The sequence below is a fragment of the Pseudomonas putida genome (genome assembly GCF_025905425.1).
GTDB classification, from domain to species: Bacteria; Pseudomonadota; Gammaproteobacteria; order Pseudomonadales; family Pseudomonadaceae; genus Aquipseudomonas; species Aquipseudomonas putida_AF.
In genome coordinates this window covers 4,585,414-4,610,657 of sequence record NZ_CP109603.1, presented here as the reverse complement: position 1 = coordinate 4,610,657, position 25,244 = coordinate 4,585,414, and the positions used below count along the sequence as shown (strand labels likewise).

Sequence of the window (25,244 nt, the reverse complement as noted above, 5' to 3'; positions counted from 1 at the left end):
GCTAGCGCTGCCATTTAGATGGCGCGCTAACCCTGTGGGAGCGGCCTTGCGTCGCGAAAATGAGGGCGAAGCCCTCACCGAGTTCACACCCGGAAATGGTTCGATCATCGACTGTCGAATCACCAGGGCTACCTTTGAATGCAATGTTCAAAGGAATTAGACATGGAAAGTCCAAGCTCCCATCGGTTACGCAGAGGTCGGGTGTCTGAGCCAGGGCGCCTCTATCTGCTCACCACCACGACACGTAATCGCCAGCCCCTGTTCAGGGACCTTCGCTTCGCGAGAGCAGTGATTCAGCAATTGCGGATCAGTGATGAATCCAAGGTGTGTCGCTCTCTGGCATGGGTCCTCATGCCCGATCACCTTCATTGGCTCATCGAGCTTGGCCAGTCGAGCCTCGGTGAACTGATGTGCGGGTTCAAATCCAGAAGCACCTGTGCGCTGTATAAGGTTGGGGCAGAAAGGCGGCATGTGTGGCAGACGAGCTTCCATGATCGAGCTTTACGCCGGGAGGAGGAGGTGAAAGCGGTGGCGCGCTATATCATCGCTAATCCCATTCGTGCGGGCCTGGTGCAGCGGGCTGGACAATACCCCCATTGGGATTGTGTTTGGCTGTGAGTCAGCAGGTGAGGGCTGCGCCCTCATTTCGCGACGCAAGGCCGCTCCCACTGTGAGGCGCGATCCCCTGTGGGAGCGGCCTTGCGTCGCGATGGGCTGCAAAGCAGCCCCAAAATCACTGAGTCCACAGCCCCTTTTGCTGCAACCGCCACCCAACCCACCCCAACGTCACCGCCCGCAACCCCATGAACCCAAGAAACGCCAACCACAGCCCATGGTTGCCAAACCCACTCATGGCCCACGCCACCGGCAGCGCAATCACCACCGACGCCAGCATCGCATTACGCATCTCCCGCGCCCGCGTCGCGCCGATGAACAGCCCGTCGAGCAGATAGCTCCACACCGCAATCAAAGGCAGTACCGCCAGATACGGCAGGTATGGATAAGCCGCCCCCCGCACACTGTCGATATCGGTCTGCAGGTCGATGAACAGATGCCCACCCAGCAGGAATAGCCCGGCAAACCCGACGCTGGTGATCAGCGACCAACCACACGCCACTACCAGCGAGCGGCGCAGGGTATCGCCATCGCGCGCGCCAATGGCGTGGCCGCACAAAGCCTCCACCGCATGCGCCAGCCCATCGAGGGCGTAGGCCGTCAGCAGCAGGCCATTGAGCAATAGCGCGTTGGCTGCCACCGTCGCCTCACCCAGGCGTGCGCCCTGCACGGTGATCAGCAGGAACACCAGTTGCAACGCCAGGCTACGCAGAAAAATATCGCGGTTCACGGCCAACAAGGGTCGCCAAGACTGCCAGCGCGTGAGTGCAGCCCAGGCGATGTGCCCTGGGTAAGCGCGCAAGGCCGGGCGGGTCAGGGCCAGGCCCAGCAGCGCGGCGCTCCATTCGGCGATCACCGAGGCCCGCGCCGAACCCAGCACCCCCCAGTCCAGGCCGAGGACGAACCACAGGTTGAGGATGATGTTCAGCAGATTGGTTGTCAGCAGAATGGCCAACGGTGCCCGCGCGTTCTGGGTGCCCAGAAACCAGCCAACCAGTGCGTAGCTGGCCAGTGCTGCGGGCAGGCCAAGCAGGCGGGTGTGGAAGAAGTCTTCGGTGGATTGCTGCAGGGCTGCGCTGGGTTGCATCGCATGAAGTGCAAGCTGGCTGAACGGCAGGGCCAGCAGGCCAATCAACACGGCGAAGCCGACCGCCAGCAGCAGCCCTTGCACCAGCACTTGGCGCAACGCCGCACCGTCGCCACGGCCGGCAGCCTGGGCGGCGAAGCCGGTGGAACCCATGCGCAGGAAGCCCATCAGGCCGACCATGAAGGTGAACAACGTGGCGCCCACGGCCACGGCACCCAACTGGTGGGCGTGGGGGAGGTGGCCGATGACGGTGCTATCGACCAGCGCCACGAGCGGCACGGAGATATTGGACAGGATCATCGGCGCGGCCAGCGCCCAGACCTTGTGGTGGGTGGGGCGATGGCGCCAGTCGGCAGTCAGTGAGGTCATTGGTGGTCCTGGGGATCTGGGGCCGCTTTCCTGAAGGGCCACAGTGTAACGGCCAGGCAACCAATTCGCGCGACCATGGTCTCACCTGACGCGCAACGCCGGGTGCTGCACCTGACCTTGCGCTATAGTTGCTGCCCTCACGTACACGCTGCCTAAGAGTTCCTACTCCATGTTCAACAAAGGATTGTTGCTGGCCTGCGCGCTGGCTTTGCTCAGTGCCTGTGACTCTTCCACGCCGGATAAGCCGGCGCCGGCCGAGAAACCCGCTGCCACCGCGCTCGCCGAAGCCCCCGCGCCCAAGCGCGAAGACCCGGCTGCGCTCGCCAAGCGCTACGAGGGCCGTGAGCTCACGGTGCTGGATGTCTCGGAAGTGCAGCTCGATGGCGCCAGTGCGCTGTCGATCAGCTTCTCCGCACCGCTCGATGCCAAACAGGATTTCGCCAGCAAACTGCACTTGGTCGATACCGTCAAAGGCAAAGTCGATGGCGCCTGGGAACTCTCCGACAACCAGATGGAACTGCGCCTGCGCCACCTGGAGCCACAGCGCAAGCTGGTACTGACCGTCGATAAAGGCCTGCTGGCAGTCAATGGCAAGCAGTTGGACAGCGAATCAGTGACCCGCCTGGAAACCCGTGACATGCAGCCGACCATCGGCTTCGCCAGCCGTGGCTCGCTGCTGCCCACACGCCTGGCCGAAGGCCTGCCGGTGATCGCGCTCAACGTCGACAAGGTCGATGTCGAGTTCTTCCGCGTGAAGCCCGAAATGCTTTCGACGTTCCTGGTCAACTGGGGACGCAACAGCAGCCTGTATTACTACCAGTCCAAGGAAACCCTGGACATGGCCGAGCTGGTCTACAGCGGCCGCTTCGACCTCAACCCTGCGCGCAACACCCGCGAGACCGTGCTGCTGCCGATCGCCGGGATCAAGCCGCTGCAGGCACCGGGCGTGTACCTGGCGGTGATGCGTGCCTCGGGTACCTACGACTACTCGCAGCCGGCGACCTTGTTCAGCCTCAGCGACATCGGCGTCTCTGCGCACCGTTACCGCGACCGCCTCGACGTGTTCGCCCAGGCCTTGGAAGGGGGCAAGGCGATCAAGGACGTCAACCTTGAGGTGCATGACGAGAAGGGCAAGCTGCTGGCCCAGGCCAAGACGGATGGCGACGGCCACGCGCAACTGCCGATCACGCCCAAGGCCGATACCCTGATTGCCACGCAAGGCGTGCACACCACATTGCTGCGCCTTAACACCGCCGCCCTGGACCTGGCCGAATTCGATATTACCGGCCCTCAATCCAACCCTTTGCAGTTGTTCATCTTCGGCCCCCGCGACCTGTATCGTCCGGGCGAGACGGTGCTGCTCAACGGCCTGTTGCGCGATCAAGATGGCAAGCCGGTCAAGGCTCAGCCGGTCAGCGTGGAAGTGCGTCGCCCCGATGAGCAGGTCAGCCGCAAGTTCGTCTGGGAGGCGGATGGCAGTGGCCTGTATCAGTACCAGCTGCAACTGGCCAGCGAAGCACCGACCGGTCGCTGGCAATTGCTGCTCGACCTGGGGGGCGGGCGCAAGCAGGTCTACGAGTTTCTGGTCGAAGACTTCCTCCCCGAGCGTCTGGCGCTGGAGCTCAAAGGCAGCAGCACGCCGCTTGCGCCAGATCAGGACGCCCACATCCAGGTCAATGGCCGCTACCTCTACGGCGCGCCCGCTGCGGGTAACCGCCTGAGTGGCCAAGCCTACGTGCGCCCGCTGCGCGAAGCGGTGCCGGCGCTGCCGGGCTACCAGTTCGGCTCGGTCACCGAAACTGAACTGAACCAGGACCTGGAGCTGGACGAAGTCACCCTCGACCAGGCCGGCAAGGCGGTGGTCGATATCGAAAGCCGCTGGGCCGAAGCCCGCTCGCCGCTGCAACTGACCGTGCAGGCGAGCCTGCAGGAGTCTGGCGGCCGGCCGATCACCCGTCGCCTGGAACAGCCGATCTGGCCTGCCGAGCGCTTGCCGGGCCTGCGCGGCCTGTTCGAGGGTGAGGAAACCGACAGTGACGGCCCCGTGGAATTCGAGTTCCTGGTGGCCGACCGTGACGGCAAGAAGCTGGCAGCCAACGACCTCAAGGTGCGGTTGATCCGCGAGCGCCGTGACTACTACTGGAACTACTCGCAGAGCGACGGCTGGAGCTACAACTACAACGAGAAATTCCTCACCCAGAACGAGGAGACCGTCAGCGTCAAGGCCGGCTCGACGGCCAAGTTGTCGTTCCAGGTCGAGTGGGGCCCTTACCGGGTCGAGGTCGAAGACCCAGAAACCGGCCTGGTCTCCAGCGAGCGCTTCTGGGCCGGCTACCGCGCCCAGGACAACGCCGAAGGCGGCGCGGTGCGCCCGGACCAGGTCAAGCTGGCCCTGGACAAACCGTCCTACGCCGATGGTGCGTCGGCCAAGGTCACGGTGACACCGCCTGCCGCCGGCAATGGCTACCTGATGATCGAATCCAGTGATGGCCCCCTGTGGTGGCAAGAAATCGAGGTGCCGGCCGAAGGCAAGACCTTCGACGTGCAACTGGACAAAAAGTGGGCACGCCACGATTTGTATATCAGTGCCCTGGTGATCCGCCCCGGTGAGCGCAAGGCCAATGCCACACCGAAACGCGCGGTGGGCGTGCTGCACCTGCCGCTGGACCGTGCCGAGCGCAAGCTGGCGGTCAGCTTGCAGGCGCCGGAGAAAATGCGGCCCAAGCAGCCGTTGACGGTGAAGTTCAAGGTGGCCAATGCCGATGGCAGCGCAGCGGCTGCGGGGCAGCAGGTGCATGTGCTGTTGTCTGCGGTTGATGTGGGCATCCTCAACATCACCGATTTCAAGACCCCCGATCCGTTCGCCAGCCTGTTCGGCCGCAAAGCCTATGGCGCCGATCAACTGGACATCTACGGCCAGTTGATCGAGGCCGGCCAGGGCCGCCTGGCCAGCCTGGCATTTGGTGGTGACGCGGCCATGGCCAAGGGGGGCAAGCGCCCCAACACCACGGTGACCATCGTCGCTCAGCAGAGCCTGCCGGTGACCCTGGATGAGAAGGGCGAAGGGCAGGCCACTGTCGATATCCCCGACTTCAACGGTGAACTGCGGCTGATGGCGCAGGCCTGGACCGAGGATCACTTCGGCATGGCCGAGGGCAAGACCGTGGTGGCTGCACCGCTGATCGCCGAGCTTTCGGCGCCGCGCTTCCTCGCCGGTGGTGACCGCACCAGCCTGGCGCTGGACCTGGCCAACCTGTCGGGCCGTGCCCAGCAACTGAATGTCGAAATCAGCACCGAAGGCCAGTTGAGCCTTGCCGCGAGCGCGGTACAAAGCGTCGCGCTGGATGAAGGCCAGCGCCGCACGCTGATGATTCCGGTGCAGGCCCAGGGCGGCCTGGGGCAGGGTAAGGTGCGCGTGCGGGTCAATGGCCTGCAACTGCCAAACGAGCCGGCCACTGCCTTCGAGCGAGAGTGGACTTTGGGTGTGCGCCCGGCTTATCCCGCGATGCTCAAGCACTACCGGGTTGCCTTGAAGGACCAGCCCTGGTCGTTGCCCGACGCTGACCTGGCGGCCTTCGAACCGGCGGGCCTTGAAGCCAGCCTGGTTTTGTCGAGCCGACCGCCGCTGAACCTGGCCGAACAGATTCGCGCCCTCGAAGCCTACCCCTATGGCTGCCTGGAGCAGACCACCAGCGGCCTTTATCCGTCGCTGTACGCCGATGCCGAAAGCCTCAAGCGTTTGGGGATCAAGGGCGAGCCGGCCGACGTGCGCAAACGCAAGATCGAGATGGGCATCGAGCACCTGCTGGGCATGCAGCGCTACAACGGCAGCTTCGGCCTGTGGAGTTCGGACAGCGAAGAGGAGTACTGGCTGACCGCCTATGTCACCGACTTCCTGCTGCGCGCCCGTGACCAGGGCTACGGCGTGCCGGCCGAGGCGCTGAAGAAGGCCAATGAACGCCTGCTGCGCTACCTGCAGGAACGTAACCTGATCGAGGTCGACTACAGCGAGAACGCCGACCATACCCGCTTCGCCGTGCAGGCTTATGCCGCCCTGGTATTGTCGCGCAGCCAGCAGGCGCCGTTGGGCGCATTGCGCGGGCTGTTCGAGCGCCGTGCCGATGCCCGCTCCGGCTTGCCGCTGGTGCAATTGGCGGTGGCGCTGGAGAAGATGGGTGACAAACCACGCGCCGAGCAGGCCTTGCAAGCTGGGCTGGGTGTTGGCCGCAGCAAAGGCTGGATGGCCGACTACGGCAGCACCCTGCGTGACCAGGCATTGATTTTGGCGCTGTTGCAGGAGAGCAACCTGGCCGGTAACCAGGTTGACCAACGCCTGTTTGCGCTGTCTGACGAGTTGGCGGCCAACCGTTGGCTTTCGACCCAAGAGCGCAACGCGCTGTTCCTCGCTGGCCGTGGTTTGCTCGGCAAGCCGGAAGGCAAGTGGCAGGCGCGCCTGGACAGCGCAGGCGAGATCCGCGAATTCAACAATGCCGAAACGGGCCTGAAGCTTGAAGGCCCGCTGCTGGCGTCGCCCTTGACTGTGCAGAACGAAGGCAGCGAAACGCTCTACCAGCAGCTGACGCTTTCTGGTTATCCACGCCAGGCTCCCTCGGCTGGCGGCAATGGCATGGAAATTCGTCGTGAATACCTGGGCATGAACGGCCAGCCGCTAGACCTGCACAACCTGCGCAGCGGCGATCTGGTGCTGGTGCACTTGGCCCTCAAGGCCGAAGCGCGTGTGCCGGATGCGCTGGTGGTTGATCTGCTGCCAGCCGGCCTTGAGCTGGAAAACCAGAACCTGGCACAGAGTGCGGCCAGCCTGGACAACGCCAGCAGCGCGGTGAAGGCGTGGCGTGAGTCGATGCAAAATGCCAGCGTGGTGCACCAGGAGTACCGTGATGACCGGTATGTGGCCGCGCTCAAACTGGATGGCTATGGCACCACGCACCTGCTGTACCTGGCACGGGCAGTGACGCCGGGCACCTACCGTGTGCCACCGCCGCAGGTCGAGTCGATGTATCGGCCGAACCTGCAGGCAGTGGGCGATGGGCAAGGCGAGATGACTGTCAAAGCCCGCTGAGCCACTGCCGTCGCGGCGTTGCTAATGTGTTCTCGGGCGCGTGTGTAGGAGCGGCCTTGCCGGGGCGCCGGACCGGTCGGAAAGGGCTGCGTAGCAGCCCTTTCGCGACGCAAGCACACACACGCACCCATAGCACGATGCGGCGATGCCCTCAGTGAATCACCCAGCTCATCACCCACAACCCCAGCACCAACCAGATGATCCCGAGAATGATCGAAGCGCGCATGAAGGCGCGGATGGCCGAGTACAGCAGCATCAAGCCGACGACCAGGGCGAGGATGCTGACGAGCGAGGTGTCCATGCCCAGCGTGCGCGCCAAGCCATCGATGAAATTGCCCCCGGCATTGGCCAGCAGGTTGAACAGCCCGCTCAATGCGTCAACGATAAAGCGGATCAACGAACCGAGTGCGTGGCCCAGCCACCCGAAAAAATCTTCTACATGCATAGTTGCTTCCTGATCAACACACCGGCGAGGTTGCCGTTCCCAAGCCTTTGGCCATCAGTTGGCCAAGTCGGTTCCCGATGCCAAGCTTAGCGCGGCCGCGCACGCGCGCGGGCAGGATTCTACGTGGCGGGGTCATCACCCTGGTGCTGGCTGTTGGCCTGTTGTGGCTGGCCGACCGGATCTGGCCGTTACCCCTGCCAGGCGACGACCTGGCGCGGGTGGTGCTGGCCGAAGATGGCACGCCGTTGTGGCGCTTTGCCGACGCCGAGGGCGTGTGGCGCTATCCGGTCAGCCCGGATGAGGTTTCGCCGCTGTACCTGCAAGCATTGCTGACCTACGAGGACCGTTGGTTCTATCGCCATCCAGGGGTCAACCCGCTGGCTCTGGCTCGCGCTGCCTGGCTGAACCTGCGCGGTGGGCGCGTGGTGTCGGGCGGCAGTACGCTGTCGATGCAGGTGGCGCGCCTGCTCGATCCGCATGACCGGACGCTGGCCGGCAAACTGCGCCAGCTATGGCGCACGGCGCAGCTGGAGTGGCACCTGTCGAAGCGCGAAATCCTGCAGATCTACCTCGACCGTGCGCCCTTTGGCGGCACCCTGCAGGGCGTGGCGGCTGCCAGCTGGGCGTATCTGGGCAAGTCGCCCAAACACCTGACGCCGTCCGAAGCGGCACTGCTTGCGGTGCTGCCCCAGGCACCCAGCCGCTTGCGCCCGGACCGCCACCCCGAACGTGCCCAGCGCGCCCGCGACAAGGTGCTGCAACGTCTGGGCGAATACCAGGTGTGGCCAACCCAGCAACTCAAAGAGGCCGCCGAAGAGCCGCTGTTGCTGGCACCGCGCCAGGAGCCGGCCCTGGCGCCATTGCTGGCGCGGCGGCTGAATACGGCCGATAGCCCACCGCTGATTCGCACCACGCTCGACGCCGCCTTGCAACGGCGCCTCGAAGACCTGTTGCTGGGCTGGCGCGCACGTTTGCCGGAGCGCACGTCGGCGGCGATTCTGGTGGTGGATGCGCAGACCATGGCAGTGCGCGCCTACCTGGGCTCGATCGACCTGGCCGATGAGCGGCGCTTCGGCCATGTCGACATGGTGCGCTCGTTGCGCTCGCCCGGTTCGACGCTCAAACCGTTCCTCTACGGCATGGCTTTGGACGACGGGCTTATCCACTCCGAATCGCTGCTGCAGGATGTGCCCAGGCGTTACGGCGACTATCGGCCGGGCAACTTCTCCATGGGCTTCAGCGGGCCGGTATCGGCCAGTTCTGCGTTGGCCCTGTCGCTCAACTTGCCAGCGGTTCAACTGCTTGAAGCCTATGGCCCGAAGCGCTTTGCGGCGCAGCTGCGCATGGCCGGTATGCCGCTGATGCTACCGCCCTTGGCCGAGCCCAACCTTTCGCTGATCCTCGGTGGCGCGGGCAGCCGCCTGGAAGAACTGGTCGGCGGCTATGCGGCGCTGGCCCGGGCCGGCAACAGTGCACGCATCCGCCTGCAGCCCCAGGACCCGCTGGTGGAACGACGCCTGCTGTCGCCAGGGGCGGCGTGGATTATCCGGCGTATTCTCAGCGGCCAAGCGCGCCCGGACCGTGACCCGCATGCCGAACTGGTGCAGCGCCCGCAACTGGCCTGGAAAACCGGTACCAGCTACGGCTTTCGTGACGCCTGGTCGATTGGCGTTGGCCCGCGCTACCTGATCGGTGTATGGATCGGCCGCCCCGACGGCACGCCCGTACCTGGGCAGTTCGGCCTGGCCTCTGCGGCCCCCTTGATGCTTCAGGTGCATGACCTGTTGAGCAACCGCGATGCCCAGCGCGGTATCAGCGTGCCGGTCGAGCGGGTGCCCGATACCATCGGCGTGGCAGCCATTTGCTGGCCGCTGGGCCAGCCGATGAACCGGCAAGACCCCAACTGCCGCCGCCAGCGTTTTGCCTGGACCCTCGACGGCACCACGCCGCCGACCTTGCAGGCGGCCGACCAACCGCTCGGGATGGGTTTGCGCGAGCGCGTCTGGGTCAATGCTCAAGGGCTGCGCGTCGATGGCAGTTGCCCTGGGGCCAAGGTGCGCGACATCGCCCTCTGGCCAGCCCCGCTGGAGCCTTGGCTGCCGCGTATCGAGCGGCGTGCGGCACGGCTGCCGGCAGTGGACCCGGCCTGCCCACCGCAGGCGCCCGCCAGTGCGCCGCCGCTGTCGATCGTTGGTGTGCGCCCGGGTGACAACCTGCGCCGACCGGCAACCAGCAGCGAGCCATTGCAGGTGTACGTGTCGGCCCTCGGTGGCGGCGGCCGACGCTGGTGGTTCCTCAATGGCCAGCCGTTGGGCGAAACCCAGGGCCAGGACAGCCTGCTGGTGCGCTTCGAACGCGCCGGGCAGATCGAACTCAGCGCGCTGGACGAAAGTGGCGAGACCGCGCGGGTGGTATTTCAGGTCAGCGAGTAGCCGTTCGACGATTGCCGGGCCAGCACCTACGCTTTGCAAAAGACGGGTGTGACCGGCCGGCGCCCCGGTACCCAAGGGATCATGGAGCGTCCTATGCGTCCTCTGGTCGTGCCCCTGTTATTGCTGCCTTGGGCCCTCTTGGCCCAGGCAGAGCCGTTACCGGGCTTTCTCGACAGCCATGAAAACGAGCGTCGCCTGCCCGCCGTCAACCTGCCAGTAGACGCCTACCGCCCCGTCACCCCCAGCCTGCGGCTGGCGCTGCCAACTGCCCGTACTGTTGGCTGGGCGCCCATGGATTCCAGGGTGGTGTTGCGCAAGGTGCGCTTCGAGGGTGGGACGGTGTTCCCTTTGAGTGAGCTGCGCGAACACTTCCAGCCGTTGATCGGGCGCGAAACAACACCGGGTGAGTTGCAAGCGTTCACCGAGCGCCTCACCCAGCGCTACCGGCAGGACGGTTACCTGTTGTCCTACGCTTACCTGCCGCCGCAGGATTTTGCCGACGGCCGTGTCCATGTGGTGCTGGTAGAGGGCTATATCCAGGGCTACCGGCTCGAAGGCGACATCGGCCCGGCCCGCGCTTACCTGGAGCAGTTGTTGCAGCGGCTTCAGGCCGAACGCCCGTTGACCCAGGAAACGCTCGATCGCTACATCGGCCTTGCCGAACGTATCCCGGGCGTGGCAATGGACGCCGAATTGACAGCGGCGCAGTCGCCTGAGGGCGCCGCACGCCTGAGGGTGCATGCTCGGCGTACGCCGTTTGCTGCCGGTTTGACTGTGAACGATGGCAGCCGTGAGGACGCCCAGGCACTGTTTACCCTCTTCAGCAATGCCCAGACCCGCTATGGCGAACAATTTACGGCAAGCCTGTTGCTACCTCCCGGGGATGATCAGGCCCATTACCAACGACTGGATTACAGCCAGTACCTGGATGCCGAAGGCAGCCAGTTGCTGGTCTCTGCTTCGCGCTATCGCAGTACGCCGGGCACCCGTATTCGCTTGGATGACGGCAGCGATCTCACGCAGAAGCGTGAAAGCGAGCGTTACTCGGTTGGCCTTGGCCAGCCGCTGATCGTCAAGGCGGATGAGTGGATGACGGTGGCGGGGCGTTTCTATGCGGTCAGCGAGCATATCGAAGATCGGCCGGCGGGGCTTTTGCGGGCACACGAGTACGACAGTTATGTCCGCGCGCTGTCCTTCGAGGGCAATTGGCGCAAGGCTGACGCTCACCGCTTGCGTATCGTCAGTGCCGGGGTCTATCAAGGCCTGGATTACCTGGGGGCGCGCAGCGACGTGGACTATGACCTCGATTTTTTGCGTCTGCGCCTGGCGGGGTTACAGAGTGATCAGCTGTTCGACGGTTGGCAGGGGGTAGTGTTGGGTGCCCTGTTCTGGAGTGACGACAAGCTGCCCGACAGCGAGCGGGCGGTGTTCGGCGGGCAGAGCTTCGGCCGCGGTTATCCTCGGGACCAGGCGGCGGGGGACAAGGGCTGGGGTGTGGCGTATGAGTTCAACTACAGTGTTCGGCACAACGGCAACTGGCTGAAGGTAGTGCAGCCCTATGCGGTACTCGATGCTGCCCGCGCCTGGTACAACGCAGGCAGGGTCGAGGATGCGCGGATGACGTCAGTCGCGTTTGGGCTACGCCTGGGGGATGGGCGCTACTTCAATGGTGCTGTAGAGGTGGCGAAGCCTTTGGCGGATGTTGCCCTGGATAGCATGAGCCGGGGGCCACGCTTGACGCTTAGCCTGACCTATCAGATGGAATGAGGCCTACCGCCGGCAAGTCGGCTGCCGATGACAGGGCCAGCATTTCAATGAGCGGTAAACCGCTGATGCACCGGTGAAGTACTCGGCGTCAACGCGAGCGCCAGTTGCGTGCGGTTGTGCATGCGGGTCAGGCGCAGCACCTGGGAAACGTAGAGTTTCACGGTGTTTTCGGTAATGCCCAATTCGCAGGCAATCTGGTAGTTGGTTTTGCCTGTGCTCACCAGGCGGGCCACTTCCAGTTGGCGCGGCGACAGCTTCTCGAACACCGCTGGCAGCTCGCTTTCGCTTTCCTCGACATCGCTGGCACGGCGATGTACACCTTGGCCACGGGCCTTTTCAAGGTCCTGGTAGAGCTCGTCAACGGATGATGCCAAATCCTGCAGGCGCTGGTTCAGGCCGCCGAGCTCCTTGATGTTGCGCTGGCGTTCGAGCAATGCCTGCTCCTGACGGCGCACGCCCTCGAGCAGTTCGTCGAGGTTCATCGGCTTCTGATAATAATCGGCAAAACCTGCGCGTAACGCGCGGATTACATCCTGTTTTTCGGCACGGCCGGTCAGCATGATCGCTTCGAACATGCGCTGGGTGCCGGCGAGCGCCTTCAATGCGTTGACCAGCTCGATACCATCGCGCTGCGGCATGTGCAGGTCGCACAGCACCAGGCCAATGCTTTTGTCGGCCAGGTAGCGCTCGATGGCCTGGTCGGTGGAGTGGGCCGGGACGCAACGGTGGCCCTGGCTTTCGAGGAATTCACACAGTTGTTCGACGATTGATGGCTGGTCATCGACCACCAGTACCTTCACTTCACTGGACGGCTTGTTCACGATCAACTCCCTGTTCGTAATCGGCCCTGCTCCCGGGCCAGACACTCTGGCAGCTTAAAAGTAGTCGTACTTGGCGATTCTGTACAAGGCCTGTACAAGTTATAGGACCACAGGGCTGGTTATTGGATCCATACAGCGGTGAGAAGAAAGCCCGCCAGCACGTACGGCACGAAGGCCTGTTTGTCGCCCATTTCCTCCGTCAGGGCCTGCAAGCGCTTCTTCACCTTGGGGTTGAGCAGGGTCCACAACCGGCGACGCGTGAGCAGCCACAGCAGCACCGTGACACCGGCCCCGATGAAGGTGCCGAGCACATACTGAGGGCTGGTTGCCAGGGCCAGGGCGCCCATCAGCTTGACGTCGTCGGCGCCGAAACGCCCGAGCATGTAGCCGGGTAGCGTCAGCAGCATGACGATGGCCAGTGCCCAGCCGGCGTCGCTGGCATCGGCGCCGATCCAGCTGTGACCGGTGGCGAACAGCCAGGCCAGCGCGCAGGCCGCGACGCCGAGGGTTAGCAGGTTGGAGATCTGGCGTTGACGCACATCCTGTTCGGAGCACAAGGCAAGCCACATCAAGAGAACAATGCTTTGCATTGGCAGGTCGCCTTCCCCAATTGTTGAACACTTCTACCCGGTCAGTCAGGTTTCCTTGAATTGAGGGTAGACGCGAACTTGCAAGCGGGCGCGGCCGGATGGGAAAAAGGCGTGACGGGAATGGACGATGTCGCAGGGAGCGCAAGCCTGTTCCGGCCCATCGCCGGCAAGCCGGGGATGGGCCGTGAACCCTTACTTCTTGCTACCCGGTGGGTAGTTGCTCAGCACATTGGTCACTGTCTTTTGGATGGCGCTGTTACGTTCTTCCGGGCTTGGCGGGTAATTGTTCATGATCTGTTCGGCGCTGCCACGCCAGACCAGCTTGTCGTCACGCCCATCGAACATGTCGACCTGGATGGTGGCAACCTTGTAGTCCACGCTGCGGGTTTCGTTGTACATCGGCCCGCCCCAGTAGCCGCCCCAGTACCCCCCCCAGCCACCGCCGTAGTTGGTGGTGATCTGCTGCTGACGCTGTTCGACGATGAGGTAGGCGCGCACCTTGAGATCAGGTCGCGCATTGCCCTGTGCCGGGCGCAGGCCGCGCTGGTCGAGCTGGTCGGCAACGGCCTGGCGAATGCGTTGTTCGGTCAGGTCGCTTTTGATGCGAGGGTCGTCCGGGCGGTATTGCAAGCCTGGCTCCTGCCACGCCCAGGTGCGGTAGGCGGCAAAATCGCGGCTGGCGTCGAAATCCTGCTGGACGTTGTTGCTCGAGCAGGCCGCGAGCACTAGCGCGAATGACAGTAAAACGAGACGGCGCAACATGATGGTTCTCCGTTAGACGTTAACTGGGAGGATAGCCGCTGAGCGCCTTGTGCACAGAATCGCGCAAGGCGCTTTCGCGATCACGCGGCGAGTCCTTGTCGCTGTTGCTTTCAGCACTGGCGCTCCACACCGGCTGGCCGTTGCGTGCGTCGTACAGGTCGATGCGTACCACCATCACCTCGACCTCGTAGGTGCGCACGATCGGCGCGCTGGCGTAAGCACCGTAGCCATTGCGGTAGCCGCCATAACCAACACCGCCATAGGGGTATGGGCCGTAGTAGGGGTCGTAGGTGTCGTAGTCACGCACCTGGCGCAGCCGCTTTTCCAGGCGCATGTCGGCGCTTACCAGCAAATCGCCGGCGCTGCCCCTGGCAGGGCGCAGGCCATGCTGGTCGAGCGCACCGCTGATGGCATCGGCCAGTTGTGCCGGGTCAGCATTGGCTGTGCCGCTGGGCAACTGCCCGCCGCGCCAGCTCCAGCTGCGATAGTGCCCGTAGTCACGGGCGGGTGCTGGGTAGGCACTGGCATCGAACGTAGTGGCCGCCTGCGCAGGGGCGGGGGGTATCGGGCGGCCACTGGCGACATAGGGGTTGCTGCCCTGGCAGGCAGCCAGGGCGAGGGGCAGCAAGGCCAGGCACAACAGACGGTACGGCATGTATTCCTCCCGGCGGGCGGGGTCAGCGGGGGCGGCAGATCCAGTGCAGGTAGCGACCGAGCCCGGCAAAGCTTGGGTGTCGGCGGTGTGCCAGCTCCATTTCCAGCAGGTCGAGCAGTTCGGCCTTGGCCTGGAACTCCTTGGGCATGTAGTCGTGGAACACCCTGACGCCACTCTGGCTTTCGACCTGCCACATAGGATCAAGTTGCGCCTTGAGTTCACGTGGATCAAGGGGTTTCTGCGGGGTCAGGCTCTGTTTTTCACCTTCCAGGCGGTTGCTGCGCAATTTGCGGAAATGGCCCTTGAGCAGGTTGCGATAGACCAGCGCGTCGCGGTTGTAGAACGCCAGCGAAAGCCACCCGGAAGGGGCGGTGAGCTGGTGCAGCACCGGCAGGATGCTTTCGGGTTCGGCCAGCCATTCGAGCACGGCGTGGCACAGCACCAGGTCGTAGGGTTCGGTCAGTTGCCCGAGCAGGTCCTGCCACGGCGCCTGGATGAAGGTGGCCGTCTGGCCCGCCTCGGCAAAGCGCGCACGGGCCCCGTCGAGCATGGGCGCGGCGGGCTCTGCCAGGGTCAAGTGATGGCCACGCTGCGCCAGCCACAGGGCCATGTGGCCCAAGCCTGCACCGATGTCGAGTATGCGCAGCGGGCGGTCGGGCAAGGTTTCGGCAAGGTCGGCCTGCAGCACGGCCAGGCGAATGGCGCCCTTGGCGCCGCCGTAGATTTTCTCGGCGAAGCGGGTGGCCAGCTCATCGAAGTGACGGTCGTTCATCGGGCGAAGCGCCTTTCGCTGTCGGCCAGTTTGGCCCTTACCACCTGGTCCATGTCCAGGCCCAGCTCGCTGCACAGCAGCAACAGGTAGAGGACGATATCGCCCACCTCCTGGCCGGCGTGGGCGAGTGTGTCGGCAGGCAACTGGCGGGATTGGTCCTCGCTCAGCCACTGGAAGATTTCTACCAGTTCGGCCATTTCAACGCTGGCGGCCATGGCCAGGTTCTTCGGGCTGTGAAAGCCGCGCCAGTCGTTATTGTCGCGGATTCGGTGCAGGCGTTCGGTGAGTTCTTGCAGGTTCATCGGGGGTCTCCTAATGCCGCATAGCTTCGGCGCAGGCTCGATGCAAAGCAAGAGGGCCGCTCCTACAGGCCACCCCAGCGGCCAACCATGTGCAGCAACTCGCCATGCCCATCCAGCCGTAGCTCACCTTCGCCCCCGGCTTCAGTGGCACTGAGCACCACCTCTGAAGGCAAGCGCACCGGCTTGCGGAACTCCACTTCGAAGCCATAGCCACTGCTTGGCAAGTGCCCGCGCAGCGCCGCCAGTGCCATGGCCTTGCTCCACATGCCATGGGCAATGGCTTTGGGGAACCCGAACAGTCGCGCACTGGCGGCGCTCAGGTGGATCGGGTTGTAGTCCCCGCAGACCTTGGCGTAACGCCGGCCGATATCGCTGTCGGCATACCAGCGGCTCGCCTCTACCAATGCTTCAGGCTCGCTGTCTGCCTGCTCGATGGCCTGGCCTTCCAGGCGTAGCCCGCGCACCAGCATGCGGCTGCTTTCGCGCCAGAGCAGGCCCAGGCCATCTTCGGCTTCGGTAATAAGGTCGAAAGTAGCGCCCTTGGCATGGGGTTGCAGGTTGTCGGCGTAGACGGCGAAACGTAGCCCGTCGATACCGCCCAGTGGCCGCCGCACCTCGATGCGGTTGTGCAGGTGCACCAGCCCGAGCAAGGGGAAGGGGAAGTCGTGGGCCGTCAGCAGTTGAAGCTGCAAGGGGAAGGCCATGACATGGGGATAAGTGCCCGGCAGACGACCATCGTCGGTGAAGTGGCAGAGCCGGCGGTAGGCTGCCAGGTTGTCGGGCTGGACCCGAATGACACAGCGCAGGCCGTACGCTGGCAGCCTGTCGCCGCTGATCTTGCGCTTGCTGGCCGCGCGCAGGTAAAGGCTGGCGCGGGAGTCCGGGGCGTGCAGGTCGTGCCAGTGTCGGGTCATGGTCAGGCTCCCATCAGCGCTTGGCCACAGACCCGCAGCACCTGGCCATTGACCGCGCCGGAGCCTGGCTGGCTGAGCCAGGCGATGGCTTCGGCGACGTCTTGTGGCCGCCCGCCCTGGCCCAGTGAACTCAAACGGCGCCCGGCCTCGCGCAGCCCCATGGGCATGGCGGCGGTCATGTGCGTTTCGATGAAACCGGGGGCCACGGCATTGATGCTGGCACCCTGCGCTGCGAGCTTTGCGGCCCAGGCCTGGGCGAAGCCGATCAACCCGGCCTTGCTCGCGGCATAATTGGCCTGCCCTCGGTTACCGGCGATGCCACTGACCGAAGCCAACAGCGTGATGCGCGCGCTCTCGCCGAGTGCGCCAGCGTCATACAGCGCCTGGGTTAGCACTTGCGGTGCCTTGAGGTTCACCGCCATCACCGCATCCCAGTACTCCGGTGTCATGTTGGCGAGGGTTTTGTCGCGGGTGATGCCGGCGTTGTGCACCACGATGTCGATACCCCCGGGCAACGCTTCGAGCAACTGCGCCGCAGCGTCATTGGCGCAGATGTCCAGGCCCAGCGCCTTGCCGCCTAACCGCGCGGCGAGGGCTTCGAGGTCTTGCCGAGCTTGCGGCACATCCAGCAGCACCACCTCGGCACCGTCGCGCGCGAGGGTTTCGGCAATCGCCGCGCCGATACCGCGAGCGGCACCCGTTATCAGGGCGCGTCGTCCGCCCAGTGGGCGGGTCCAGTCCTCGACCTGGCTGGCGCAGGCCTCAAGTCGCAGGATCTGGCCCGAAATGAACGCGCTCTTGGGCGAGAGGAAAAAGCGCAGGGCACCTTCCAGCTGGTCTTCGGCGCCATGGCCGACATACAGCAACTGCGCAGTCGCCCCATTGCGCAGCTCTTTGCCCAGTGAGCGGCTGAAGCCTTCAAGTGCCCGTTGCGCGACACTGGCCAGTGGCTCGTCGAGGCTTTCCGGGGCGCGGCCGAGGATCACCACATGGGCGCAAGCCGCCAGGCTGCGCAGTAATGGCTGGAAAAATTCGCGCAACTGCTTGAGTTCGTCGCTGTCGGAAAGGTGAGTGGCATCGAACACCACAGCTTTGAGCTTGGGCCCCAGCCCCGCGACCCAGGCTGGTGCTTGCAAACCTTCGGTATTGAAGCTGTAGAGCGCGTCGGTGAGGCGCGGGGCGATGGCCTCGACCTGGCGCGTCAGGGGCCCGCCACCCACGACCAAGGCACCTTCCACCGGGCGCAGGCGGCCAGCCTGCCAGCGCTCCAGCGGGGCCGGGTGGGGCAGGCCAAGGGCATCCACAAGGCGGCGGCCGAGGTTGGAGTTGGCAAAGCCGAGGTAGCGATCGCTCATGAGTGGGTCTCCCTGAAGGCAAGCTTGAAAGTGTGGACCAACTTTGTGGCAAGGTCGTTCGAATGCGGTAAAAACACCTAGGCTGTACGGTTTAAAGTGTTTCAGGAGGAACATGCGCATGCGTTCACCTCGCCGGGTCGCGATCCTGGGCGGCAATCGAATCCCCTTCGCCCGTTCCAACGGCGCCTACGCCACCGCCAGCAACCAAGCGATGCTGACCGCTGCCCTTGAGGGCCTGATCGAGCGTTACCGCTTGCATGGGCTACGGCTAGGGGAAGTGGTGGCGGGCGCGGTGCTCAAGCATTCCCGTGACATGAGCCTGGCCCGCGAATGCGTGCTCGGTTCACGCCTGTCACCGCGCACACCGGCCTACGACATCCAGCAGGCCTGCGGCACGGGGCTGGAGGCAGCACTGTTGGTGGCCAACAAGATTGCCCTGGGGCAGATCGACAGCGGTGTCGCCGGCGGTGTGGATACCACCTCCGATGCCCCGATTGCGGTCAGTGAAGGGCTGCGCCACATTCTGCTGGAGGCCAATCGCGGCAAAAGCCTGGGTGAGCGGCTGAAACCGTTCCTCAAGTTGCGCCCCGGCCACCTGATACCTGAGTTGCCGCGCAATGGCGAACCGCGCACAGGCCTGTCGATGGGCGAGCATTGCGAGCGCATGGCGCAGGCCTGGCGGATCGATCGCGCCGAGCAGGATGCGCTGACCTTGCTTAGCCATCAGCGGCTGGACGCCTCCTATGCCGAAGGCTGGCAGGATGACCTGCTCACGCCATTTCTGGCCCTCAGCCGCGACAACAACCTACGCCCGGACCTGACCCTGGAACAACTGGCCAAGCTTGCGCCGGCATTCGACCGCAGTGGCCTGGGCACGCTTACGGCTGGCAACTCCACACCGTTGACCGATGGTGCTTCGCTGGTGCTGCTGGGGACGGAGCAATGGGCGCAGGAGCAAGGGCTTGCGGTGCTGGCCTATCTGGTTGACGGCGAGACGGCGGCGGTCGATTTCGTCACCGGCCGTGAAGGGCTGCTGATGGCACCGGTGTATGCGGTGCCGCGCTTGTTGGCCCGCAATGGCCTGAGCCTGCAGGACTTTGACTACTACGAAATCCACGAAGCGTTCGCCGCCCAGGTGCTGTGTACGCTCAAGGCGTGGGAGGACGCAGGCTACTGCCGTGATCGCCTGGGGCTGGATGCACCGCTCGGGGCCATCGACCGGAGCAAGCTCAACGTCAAGGGCAGTTCGCTGGCGGCGGGGCATCCGTTTGCGGCGACCGGGGGGCGGATACTGGCCAACATGGCCAAACTGCTGGCCACAGCGGGGAAGGGGCGCGGTTTGATATCGATCTGTGCGGCAGGCGGGCAAGGGGTGACTGTCATCGTCGAGCGGTGATCAGCCTGCATACCGCGAAGCTGGCGACTCAGATGTCACGGTCATACCCACCAGCTGTTAGGCTTGTCCGATCAGAACTACAAGAAACCGCTATGCCGATCATCGGACAACCCCGGCCCATCCCCGCCTTGGATCACCTGCCAAGGCCTCTGTATGCCCGCGCCGAAAGTCTCGGCGCCGGCTCCTGGACGACGCGCCATCAGCACGATTGGGTGCAGTTTTCCTACGCCATCAGTGGCGTACTGGGTGTGTACACCCGCGATGGCAGCTATTTTGCGCCCCCCCAGTGGGGCGTATGGATTCCGGCGGATGCCGAACACGAAGTGGTGACGTCGATGCAGGCCGAAATGCGCAGCCTGTACGTACGCCGCGACGCCTGCCCGTGGGCTGCGGAGCAATGCCGGGTGCTGGAAGTGACGCCGCTGGCGCGGGAGTTGATCAAGCAGTTCTGCCTGTTCCCGGCGCACTACCCGGAAAGTGACAGCGCCGAATCGCGCTTGGTCGCGGTGCTGCTCGACCAGTTGCGCACGTTGCCTGAAGTCGGCTTCTCGTTGCCACTGCCGCGCCATCCGGGGTTGCTGGCGTTGTGCAATGGCCTGATTGCGGCGCCAGACCAGCCGCAGACCCTGCAGCAATGGGCCCGGCAACTGGAGTGTTCGGAGAAGACGCTGATGCGGCTGTTTCAGCGCGAGACCGGGTTGAGCTTTCGCAACTGGCGTCAGCGTATGCGCTTGCTGTCATCGCTGGCGTTGCTGGAGGCGGGGGAGAATGTGACGGAGGCGGCGTTGGGCTGTGGTTATGACTCGACCTCGGCTTACATCGCGGCGTTCAAGCAGTTGTTTGGGGCGACGCCGGGGGAGCTGAAGCTTTAGCGGTAGGTAGCCTGTACCGACCTCTTCGCGGGCAAGCCCGCTCCGACAGGGATCGAGCTTGCCCGCGCAGTGGCCGCCAGGGCAATCAGGTGCGGAAGCGTCGTACCAGCGAGTCCAGCTCGTTGGACAGCCCTGCCAGGCTCTCCGAGTCCTGGCGCGCAGCCTGGGCCAGTTCGGCCACCAGTTGCGCATCGCCGTGGATCTGGCTGATGTGCCGGTTGATGTCCTCGGCCACCTGATGCTGCTCTTCGGCCGCCGTGGCAATCTGCGTGTTCATGTCGCGAATCACGTCCACCGACTCACGGATCTGGCCAAAGCTGTCGCGGGCCAGGCCAATGCGGCTGACCGACTGCTGCGACACTTCCAGGCTGGCGTGCATCTGCTCGGCGACGTCGGCGGTGCGGCTGGCCAGGTTGCCCAGCAGGCCGTCGATCTCGGCGGTGGAGTCGGCGGTACGCTTGGCCAGTGCCCGTACTTCATCGGCGACCACGGCAAAGCCCCGACCCTGTTCACCTGCACGGGCGGCCTCGATCGCGGCATTGAGGGCCAGCAGGTTGGTCTGTTCGGCAATCGAGCGGATGGTGCCGAGGATCGACTGGATAGCGTTGCTGTCGCGTTCCAGCTGCTGGATCGACAGGGCTGACTGCTCGATCTCCTGGCTCAAGCGATCGACGCTGTGGACTGCGGCATCGATCTGCTGCTGGCCTTCACGGGCCTGCTGCTGGCCGCTGTCGGCCGACTGTGCGGCCTGGCTGCAGGAGCGGGCGACTTCGTTGGCGGTGGCGACCATTTCGTGGAAGGCAGTGGAGACCATGTCCACGGCTTCGCGCTGGCGCCCCGCAGCCTCGGCCATGTCGCTGGAAACACGGGTCGAGCTGGTGGAGGTGGTTAAGATCTTGCTGGCCGCAGAGCCGATGTGCTGGATCAGGCTGCGAATCGCGCCAAGGAACTGGTTGAACCAGCTGGCCAGTTGGGCGGTTTCGTCGCGGCCGCGAACGTCCAGGTTGCGGGTCAGGTCGCCTTCGCCCTGGGCGATGTCTTCCAGGCCGCTGGTCACGCTGTTGATCGGGCGCACGATCAGCTTGGCGAAGGCCGCACCGACCACGGCGAACAGCGCGGCCAGCGCCAGCGCGATGGTGCCGATCAGCCAGGTCAGGCGGGTGGTGGTCTGCATCACCTCGCTCTGCTCGATCAGGCCGATGAAGGTCCAGCCCAGTTGCTCGTCAGGGTAGATGTTGGCCATGTAGCGCACGCCGTTGAGTTCGACTTCGACCAGGCCTTTACCTGCCTTGGCCAGGTCGGCATAGCCGTCGCCGAAGCTGCCCAGCTGCTTGAAGTTGTGGCTCGCATCACGCGGGTCGACCATCACGTTGCCGTTGTTTTCCACCAGCAGCAGGTAGCCGCTATCGCCCAGCTTGATCTGCCTGACGATCTCGGTCAGGCCCTTGAGCGACACGTCGATGTTGACCACGCCCCCGGGGTTGCCAAGCTGGTTGGCCACGGCGCGTACGGTGCTGACCAGCACGGCGTCGTCGGCGGCCCAGTAGTAGGCGCCGGTGCGCAGGGTCTTGCCTGGGTTGGCCACGGCCAACTGGTACCACGGGCGAGTACGCGGGTCGTAGTTGACGAACTTCTGCCCTGCCGGCCAGCCGACATAACCGCCGTCACTGACGCCGTAGGAAAGGTAGGCGTAGCCGGGGTGCGAATCGGCTAGGCGAGTGAAGAATTCAAGTACCTGCTTGTCCTGCTCGCCCAGTTCATACGAGGGGTTGGCGCTCATGAACTTGTTCAGGTTGTTGCCTGTGGCCGCAATCATGGGTTGCGAGGCCAGGTATTCGACGTTCTGGTTGATGCCCTGGAAGAAGATGCTCATCGCGTTGCTGACCTGGCGAATTTCCCGGCTGCTGCTGTCGAGGAATCCGTCGCGGGCTTCGCCGCGCAGGTTGAGGACCACCAAGGTGGCCACGAGGACGATGGGCAAGCCGGCGATGACCGCGAATGCCCAGGTCAGTTTCTGTTTGATGCTCATCGACGCTCCCGGAATTTTTTATTGTCGACACACGAGGCAGGTAGTAACTGCATCGGCAGCGTCCGGGATTAGATGAAGGAAAATGCCCGTATTTGTTAGGGCATGTCGCACCAGGCGATGATTCGGTCGTGTTTAGGCGAATATGGCATACCAATGTGCCCTGACAAGGTTCAGTGGCAACATCCGCCCACATTTCCCTTTGCCAGATCTTTCAGAATGGGGCAGTCCGGCCGCTCATCGCCTTGGCAGTGGGAGATCAGGTCCCCGAGGGTGTCGCGCAGGCTCACCAGCTCCTCGATGCGCCGGTTCAGCGCATCGATGTGCTGCATGGCCAGCGCCTTGACGTCGGCACTGGCACGCTGGCGGTCTTGCCAGAGGGTCAGCAACTTGCCGACCTCTTCCAAGGAAAAGCCCAGGTCGCGGGACCGCTTGATGAAGGCCAGGCTGTGCAGGTCCTCCGGCTGGTACAGGCGGTAGCCGCTGTCGCTGCGGGTGGCGGGCTTGAGCAGGCCGATGGACTCGTAGTAGCGGATCATCTTGGTGCTGAGCCCGCTGCGGCGGGCGGCCTGGCCGATGTTCATGGGGCCTCCTGGGAGCTGCTGGTGGGTTTCCAGGTTTTGAGCCACAGCGCGTTGCTGACCACGCTGACACTGGACAGGGCCATGGCGGCACCGGCCAGTACCGGGTTGAGGTAGCCCAGCGCGGCCAGGGGGATACCGACCAGGTTGTAGATGAACGCCCAGAACAGGTTCTGGCGGATTTTTGCATAGGTCTTGCGGCTGATCTCCAGGGCTGCCGGTACCAGGCGTGGATCGCCGCGCATCAGGGTGATGCCGGCAGCCTGCATGGCCACGTCGGTGCCGCCACCCATGGCGATGCCGATGTCGGCAGCGGCAAGGGCCGGGGCATCGTTGATGCCGTCGCCCACCATTGCCACCACGCCGTCCTGTTTGAGTGCCGTCACGGTGGCGGCCTTGTCTGCAGGCAGCACTTCGGCATGCACATCGTCGATCCCGAGGGCATCGGCAACGACCTTGGCACTGCCACGGTTGTCGCCGGTCAGCAGGTGGCTGCTGATGTGTCGGGCATGCAGGCTATCGATAGCCTGCGCAGCGCCCGGTTTGAGGCTGTCGCCGAAGGCGAACAGGCCCAGCACACGCGGTTGCGCGCCGCGCTCTATCAGCCAGGACAACGTACGCCCTTCGGCCTCCCAGGCATGGGCCTTGGCGGCCAGGCCGCCGGGTTGCAGCGTGCTCTCGTCAAGCAGGCGGCGATTGCCCAGGGCCAGATCACGGCCCTCCACCCGCCCGGCGATACCACGCCCGGTCAGTGACTGGCTGTCGATGACCGCTGGTACATCCAGCTGCTGCTCGGCGCACGCATCCAGTACAGCCTTGGCCAAGGGGTGCTCACTGCCGCGCTGCAGGGCGCCGGCCAAGCGGTGCAGTTCGGCGGTGCTGCCGACCAGCGCCTGGCTGTGAACCACCCGTGGGCTGCCGGAGGTCAGGGTACCGGTCTTGTCGAACACGACCCGGTTGACCGCATGGGCTCGCTCCAGGGCTTCGGCATCTTTGATCAGGATGCCGTGGCGGGCAGCGACACCGGTGCCGGCCATGATCGCCGCCGGCGTGGCCAGGCCCAGTGCACAGGGGCAAGCGATCACCAGGACGGCGACCGCATTGATCAGGGCGGTTTCCAGCGGGGCACCGGCCAGCCACCAGCCGATCAGCGTGATCAGCGCGATCACCAGCACGGCGGGGACGAACACCTGGCTGACGCGGTCTACCAGTTTCTGAATGGGCGCCTTGGCCGCTTGGGCATCTTCGACCAGGCGAATGATCCGGGCCAGCACGGTTTCGGTACCCAATGCCTGGGTGCGTACCAGCAGCCGACCTTCGCCATTGATGGCACCACCGGTGACGGGGTCGCCAGGTTGCTTGGGCACTGGCAGGCTCTCGCCGCTGATCAGGGCCTCGTCGGCATGGCTGCTGCCTTCTTCGACTTGGCCATCGACCGGGAATCGCTCACCGGGCTTGACCACGACCAGGTCACCCAGACGCAACTGGGCGATGGCGACGTCTTCCTCGCGGCCATCGACCACGCGCACCGCACGTTCGGGGCGCAGCGCCTCAAGGGCACGGATGGCGCTGGCGGTCTGACGTTTGGCGCGGCTTTCGAGGTATTTGCCCAGCAGGACCAGGGCAATGACCACCGCCGAGGCTTCAAAGTACAGGTGTGGCTCCATGCCGGCAGGGGCTTGTGCCCATTGGTACAGGCTTAGGCCGTAACCGGCGCTGGTGCCAAGGGCCACCAGCAGGTCCATGTTGCCGGCACCGGCACGCACGGCCTTCCAGGCGGCCACATAGAAGCGCGCACCGAGAATGAACTGCACGGGCGTTGCCAGCAGAAACTGCGCCCAGGCAGGCAGCATCCAGTGCAGGCCGAAGGGCTGTACCAGCATCGGCAGCACGAGTGGCAGGGCCAGCAGCAGGGCAGCACCGACGGCCAGGCGCTCGTTGCGCAGGCGGCGCTGGGCATCGCGCTGATCATCGTTGCCCGCGTGCGGCAGGCTGGCGCTGTAGCCGGCCTTTTGCACGGCGTCTATCAGCAGGCTGTCGTCGAGGGCTGCAAGCACTTCGAGGTGCGCGCGTTCGCTGGCCAGGTTGACGCTGACCTGCTCGACGCCGGGCAGTTTGCCCAGTGCGCGTTCGACACGGCCCACGCAGCTGGCGCAGGTCATGCCGCCGATCTGCAACTCGACAGTACGGGTGGGTACGCCATAGCCGGCTTCACGCACGGCGTCGAGCAAGGCCGGCAGGCTGCTGGCCGGAGCCTGGACCCGGGCCTGTTCGGTGGCGAGGTTGACGCTGACCTGTTCAGCGCCATCGACCTTGCGCAGGGCGCGCTCGACCCGGCCAGCACAGCTGGCGCAGGTCATGCCGGAAATCGGCAGGTCGAACGTGGTGGATGCGGGCATGGCT

At 64.6% G+C, this 25,244-nt stretch carries 19 protein-coding genes and 1 pseudogene; 6 read left to right on the top strand and 14 right to left on the bottom strand.

The genetic code is table 11. From position 1 onward, the window contains the following. Positions 1-162: 162 nt before the first annotated feature. Positions 163-618 carry an REP-associated tyrosine transposase gene (locus OGV19_RS20745; RefSeq protein WP_264310444.1) on the top strand — a complete coding sequence of 152 codons (456 nt, stop codon included), beginning with the start codon at positions 163-165 and terminating at the stop codon, positions 616-618. Between the two features lie 115 nt (positions 619-733). Here the strand turns inward: OGV19_RS20745 and OGV19_RS20740 are convergent, their stop codons facing one another. After that, complete coding sequence (locus OGV19_RS20740) at positions 734-2,071, bottom strand: MATE family efflux transporter (protein ID WP_264310443.1); 1,338 nt, start codon at positions 2,069-2,071, stop codon at positions 734-736. A gap of 169 nt (positions 2,072-2,240) precedes the next feature. On the opposite strand from OGV19_RS20740, the gene OGV19_RS20735 reads away from it, so the two are divergent. Then, positions 2,241-7,151, top strand: coding sequence for an alpha-2-macroglobulin family protein (locus OGV19_RS20735; protein WP_264310442.1), 4,911 nt, complete (start codon positions 2,241-2,243; stop codon positions 7,149-7,151). Between the two features lie 151 nt (positions 7,152-7,302). Here the strand turns inward: OGV19_RS20735 and OGV19_RS20730 are convergent, their stop codons facing one another. Then, positions 7,303-7,596, bottom strand: coding sequence for a hypothetical protein (locus OGV19_RS20730; protein WP_027594960.1), 294 nt, complete (start codon positions 7,594-7,596; stop codon positions 7,303-7,305). Between the two features lie 77 nt (positions 7,597-7,673). Between OGV19_RS20730 and pbpC the strand changes: the two genes are divergently transcribed. Together pbpC and OGV19_RS20720 are read left to right on the top strand one after the other, a co-directional pair. Beyond that, positions 7,674-10,028 (top strand): peptidoglycan glycosyltransferase PbpC, encoded by a 2,355-nt coding sequence (gene pbpC / locus OGV19_RS20725; protein WP_264310441.1) that lies wholly within the window; start codon positions 7,674-7,676, stop codon positions 10,026-10,028. A gap of 93 nt (positions 10,029-10,121) precedes the next feature. Next, a complete protein-coding gene (locus tag OGV19_RS20720) occupies positions 10,122-11,795 on the top strand; it encodes a ShlB/FhaC/HecB family hemolysin secretion/activation protein (RefSeq protein WP_264310440.1) in 1,674 nt (557 codons plus the stop codon). A gap of 44 nt (positions 11,796-11,839) precedes the next feature. Here the strand turns inward: OGV19_RS20720 and OGV19_RS20715 are convergent, their stop codons facing one another. The 8 genes from OGV19_RS20715 to OGV19_RS20680 form a co-directional block, all read right to left on the bottom strand. Then, on the bottom strand, positions 11,840-12,616 hold the full coding sequence (locus tag OGV19_RS20715; RefSeq protein WP_264310439.1) for a response regulator transcription factor: 777 nt from the start codon (positions 12,614-12,616) through the stop codon (positions 11,840-11,842). A 119-nt stretch (positions 12,617-12,735) separates the two neighbouring features. Further along, positions 12,736-13,206 (bottom strand): prepilin peptidase, encoded by a 471-nt coding sequence (locus OGV19_RS20710; RefSeq protein WP_264310438.1) that lies wholly within the window; start codon positions 13,204-13,206, stop codon positions 12,736-12,738. A 192-nt stretch (positions 13,207-13,398) separates the two neighbouring features. Then, positions 13,399-13,968: a DUF4136 domain-containing protein gene (locus OGV19_RS20705; protein ID WP_264310437.1), complete on the bottom strand. Its 570-nt coding sequence runs from the start codon at positions 13,966-13,968 to the stop codon at positions 13,399-13,401. Positions 13,969-13,987: 19 nt separating this feature from the next. Next, a complete protein-coding gene (locus OGV19_RS20700; protein WP_264310436.1) occupies positions 13,988-14,623 on the bottom strand; it encodes a DUF4136 domain-containing protein in 636 nt (211 codons plus the stop codon). Between the two features lie 22 nt (positions 14,624-14,645). Further along, positions 14,646-15,395, bottom strand: a complete 750-nt coding sequence (locus tag OGV19_RS20695) for a methyltransferase (protein WP_264310435.1) — start codon at positions 15,393-15,395, stop codon at positions 14,646-14,648. Next, entirely contained in the window at positions 15,392-15,697 is a 306-nt protein-coding gene (locus OGV19_RS20690; protein ID WP_264310434.1) for a MazG-like family protein, read from the bottom strand. Before OGV19_RS20690 ends, OGV19_RS20695 begins: the two co-directional genes overlap by 4 nt. A gap of 62 nt (positions 15,698-15,759) precedes the next feature. Next, positions 15,760-16,611, bottom strand: a complete 852-nt coding sequence (locus OGV19_RS20685) for a MaoC family dehydratase (protein ID WP_264310433.1) — start codon at positions 16,609-16,611, stop codon at positions 15,760-15,762. 2 nt (positions 16,612-16,613) lie between these two features. After that, the gene (locus OGV19_RS20680) at positions 16,614-17,966 is read right to left on the bottom strand and encodes a 3-oxoacyl-ACP reductase (RefSeq protein WP_264310432.1); all 1,353 of its coding nucleotides are present in this window, start codon (positions 17,964-17,966) and stop codon (positions 16,614-16,616) included. Between the two features lie 118 nt (positions 17,967-18,084). Here OGV19_RS20680 and OGV19_RS20675 point away from each other — a divergent pair, with 118 nt between their 5' ends. After that, positions 18,085-19,362: an acetyl-CoA C-acetyltransferase gene (locus tag OGV19_RS20675; protein WP_264310431.1), complete on the top strand. Its 1,278-nt coding sequence runs from the start codon at positions 18,085-18,087 to the stop codon at positions 19,360-19,362. A gap of 92 nt (positions 19,363-19,454) precedes the next feature. Next, complete coding sequence (locus OGV19_RS20670; protein WP_264310430.1) at positions 19,455-20,234, top strand: AraC family transcriptional regulator; 780 nt, start codon at positions 19,455-19,457, stop codon at positions 20,232-20,234. Positions 20,235-20,319: 85 nt separating this feature from the next. Here the strand turns inward: OGV19_RS20670 and OGV19_RS27890 are convergent, their stop codons facing one another. The 4 genes and pseudogenes from OGV19_RS27890 to OGV19_RS20655 all read right to left on the bottom strand — a co-directional run bounded on the left by OGV19_RS27890 (position 20,320) and on the right by OGV19_RS20655 (position 25,240). Then, positions 20,320-21,048, bottom strand: a complete 729-nt coding sequence (locus tag OGV19_RS27890; RefSeq protein ID WP_413470145.1) for a methyl-accepting chemotaxis protein — start codon at positions 21,046-21,048, stop codon at positions 20,320-20,322. 129 nt (positions 21,049-21,177) lie between these two features. Next, positions 21,178-22,107, bottom strand: a pseudogene (locus OGV19_RS27885) (cache domain-containing protein); the annotation flags it as partial. Positions 22,108-22,433: 326 nt separating this feature from the next. After that, a complete protein-coding gene (gene cueR / locus OGV19_RS20660; protein WP_264310428.1) occupies positions 22,434-22,844 on the bottom strand; it encodes a Cu(I)-responsive transcriptional regulator in 411 nt (136 codons plus the stop codon). Beyond that, on the bottom strand, positions 22,841-25,240 hold the full coding sequence (locus OGV19_RS20655) for a heavy metal translocating P-type ATPase (RefSeq protein ID WP_264310427.1): 2,400 nt from the start codon (positions 25,238-25,240) through the stop codon (positions 22,841-22,843). The genes cueR and OGV19_RS20655 overlap by 4 nt, the downstream gene beginning before the upstream one ends. Positions 25,241-25,244 lie beyond the last annotated feature (4 nt).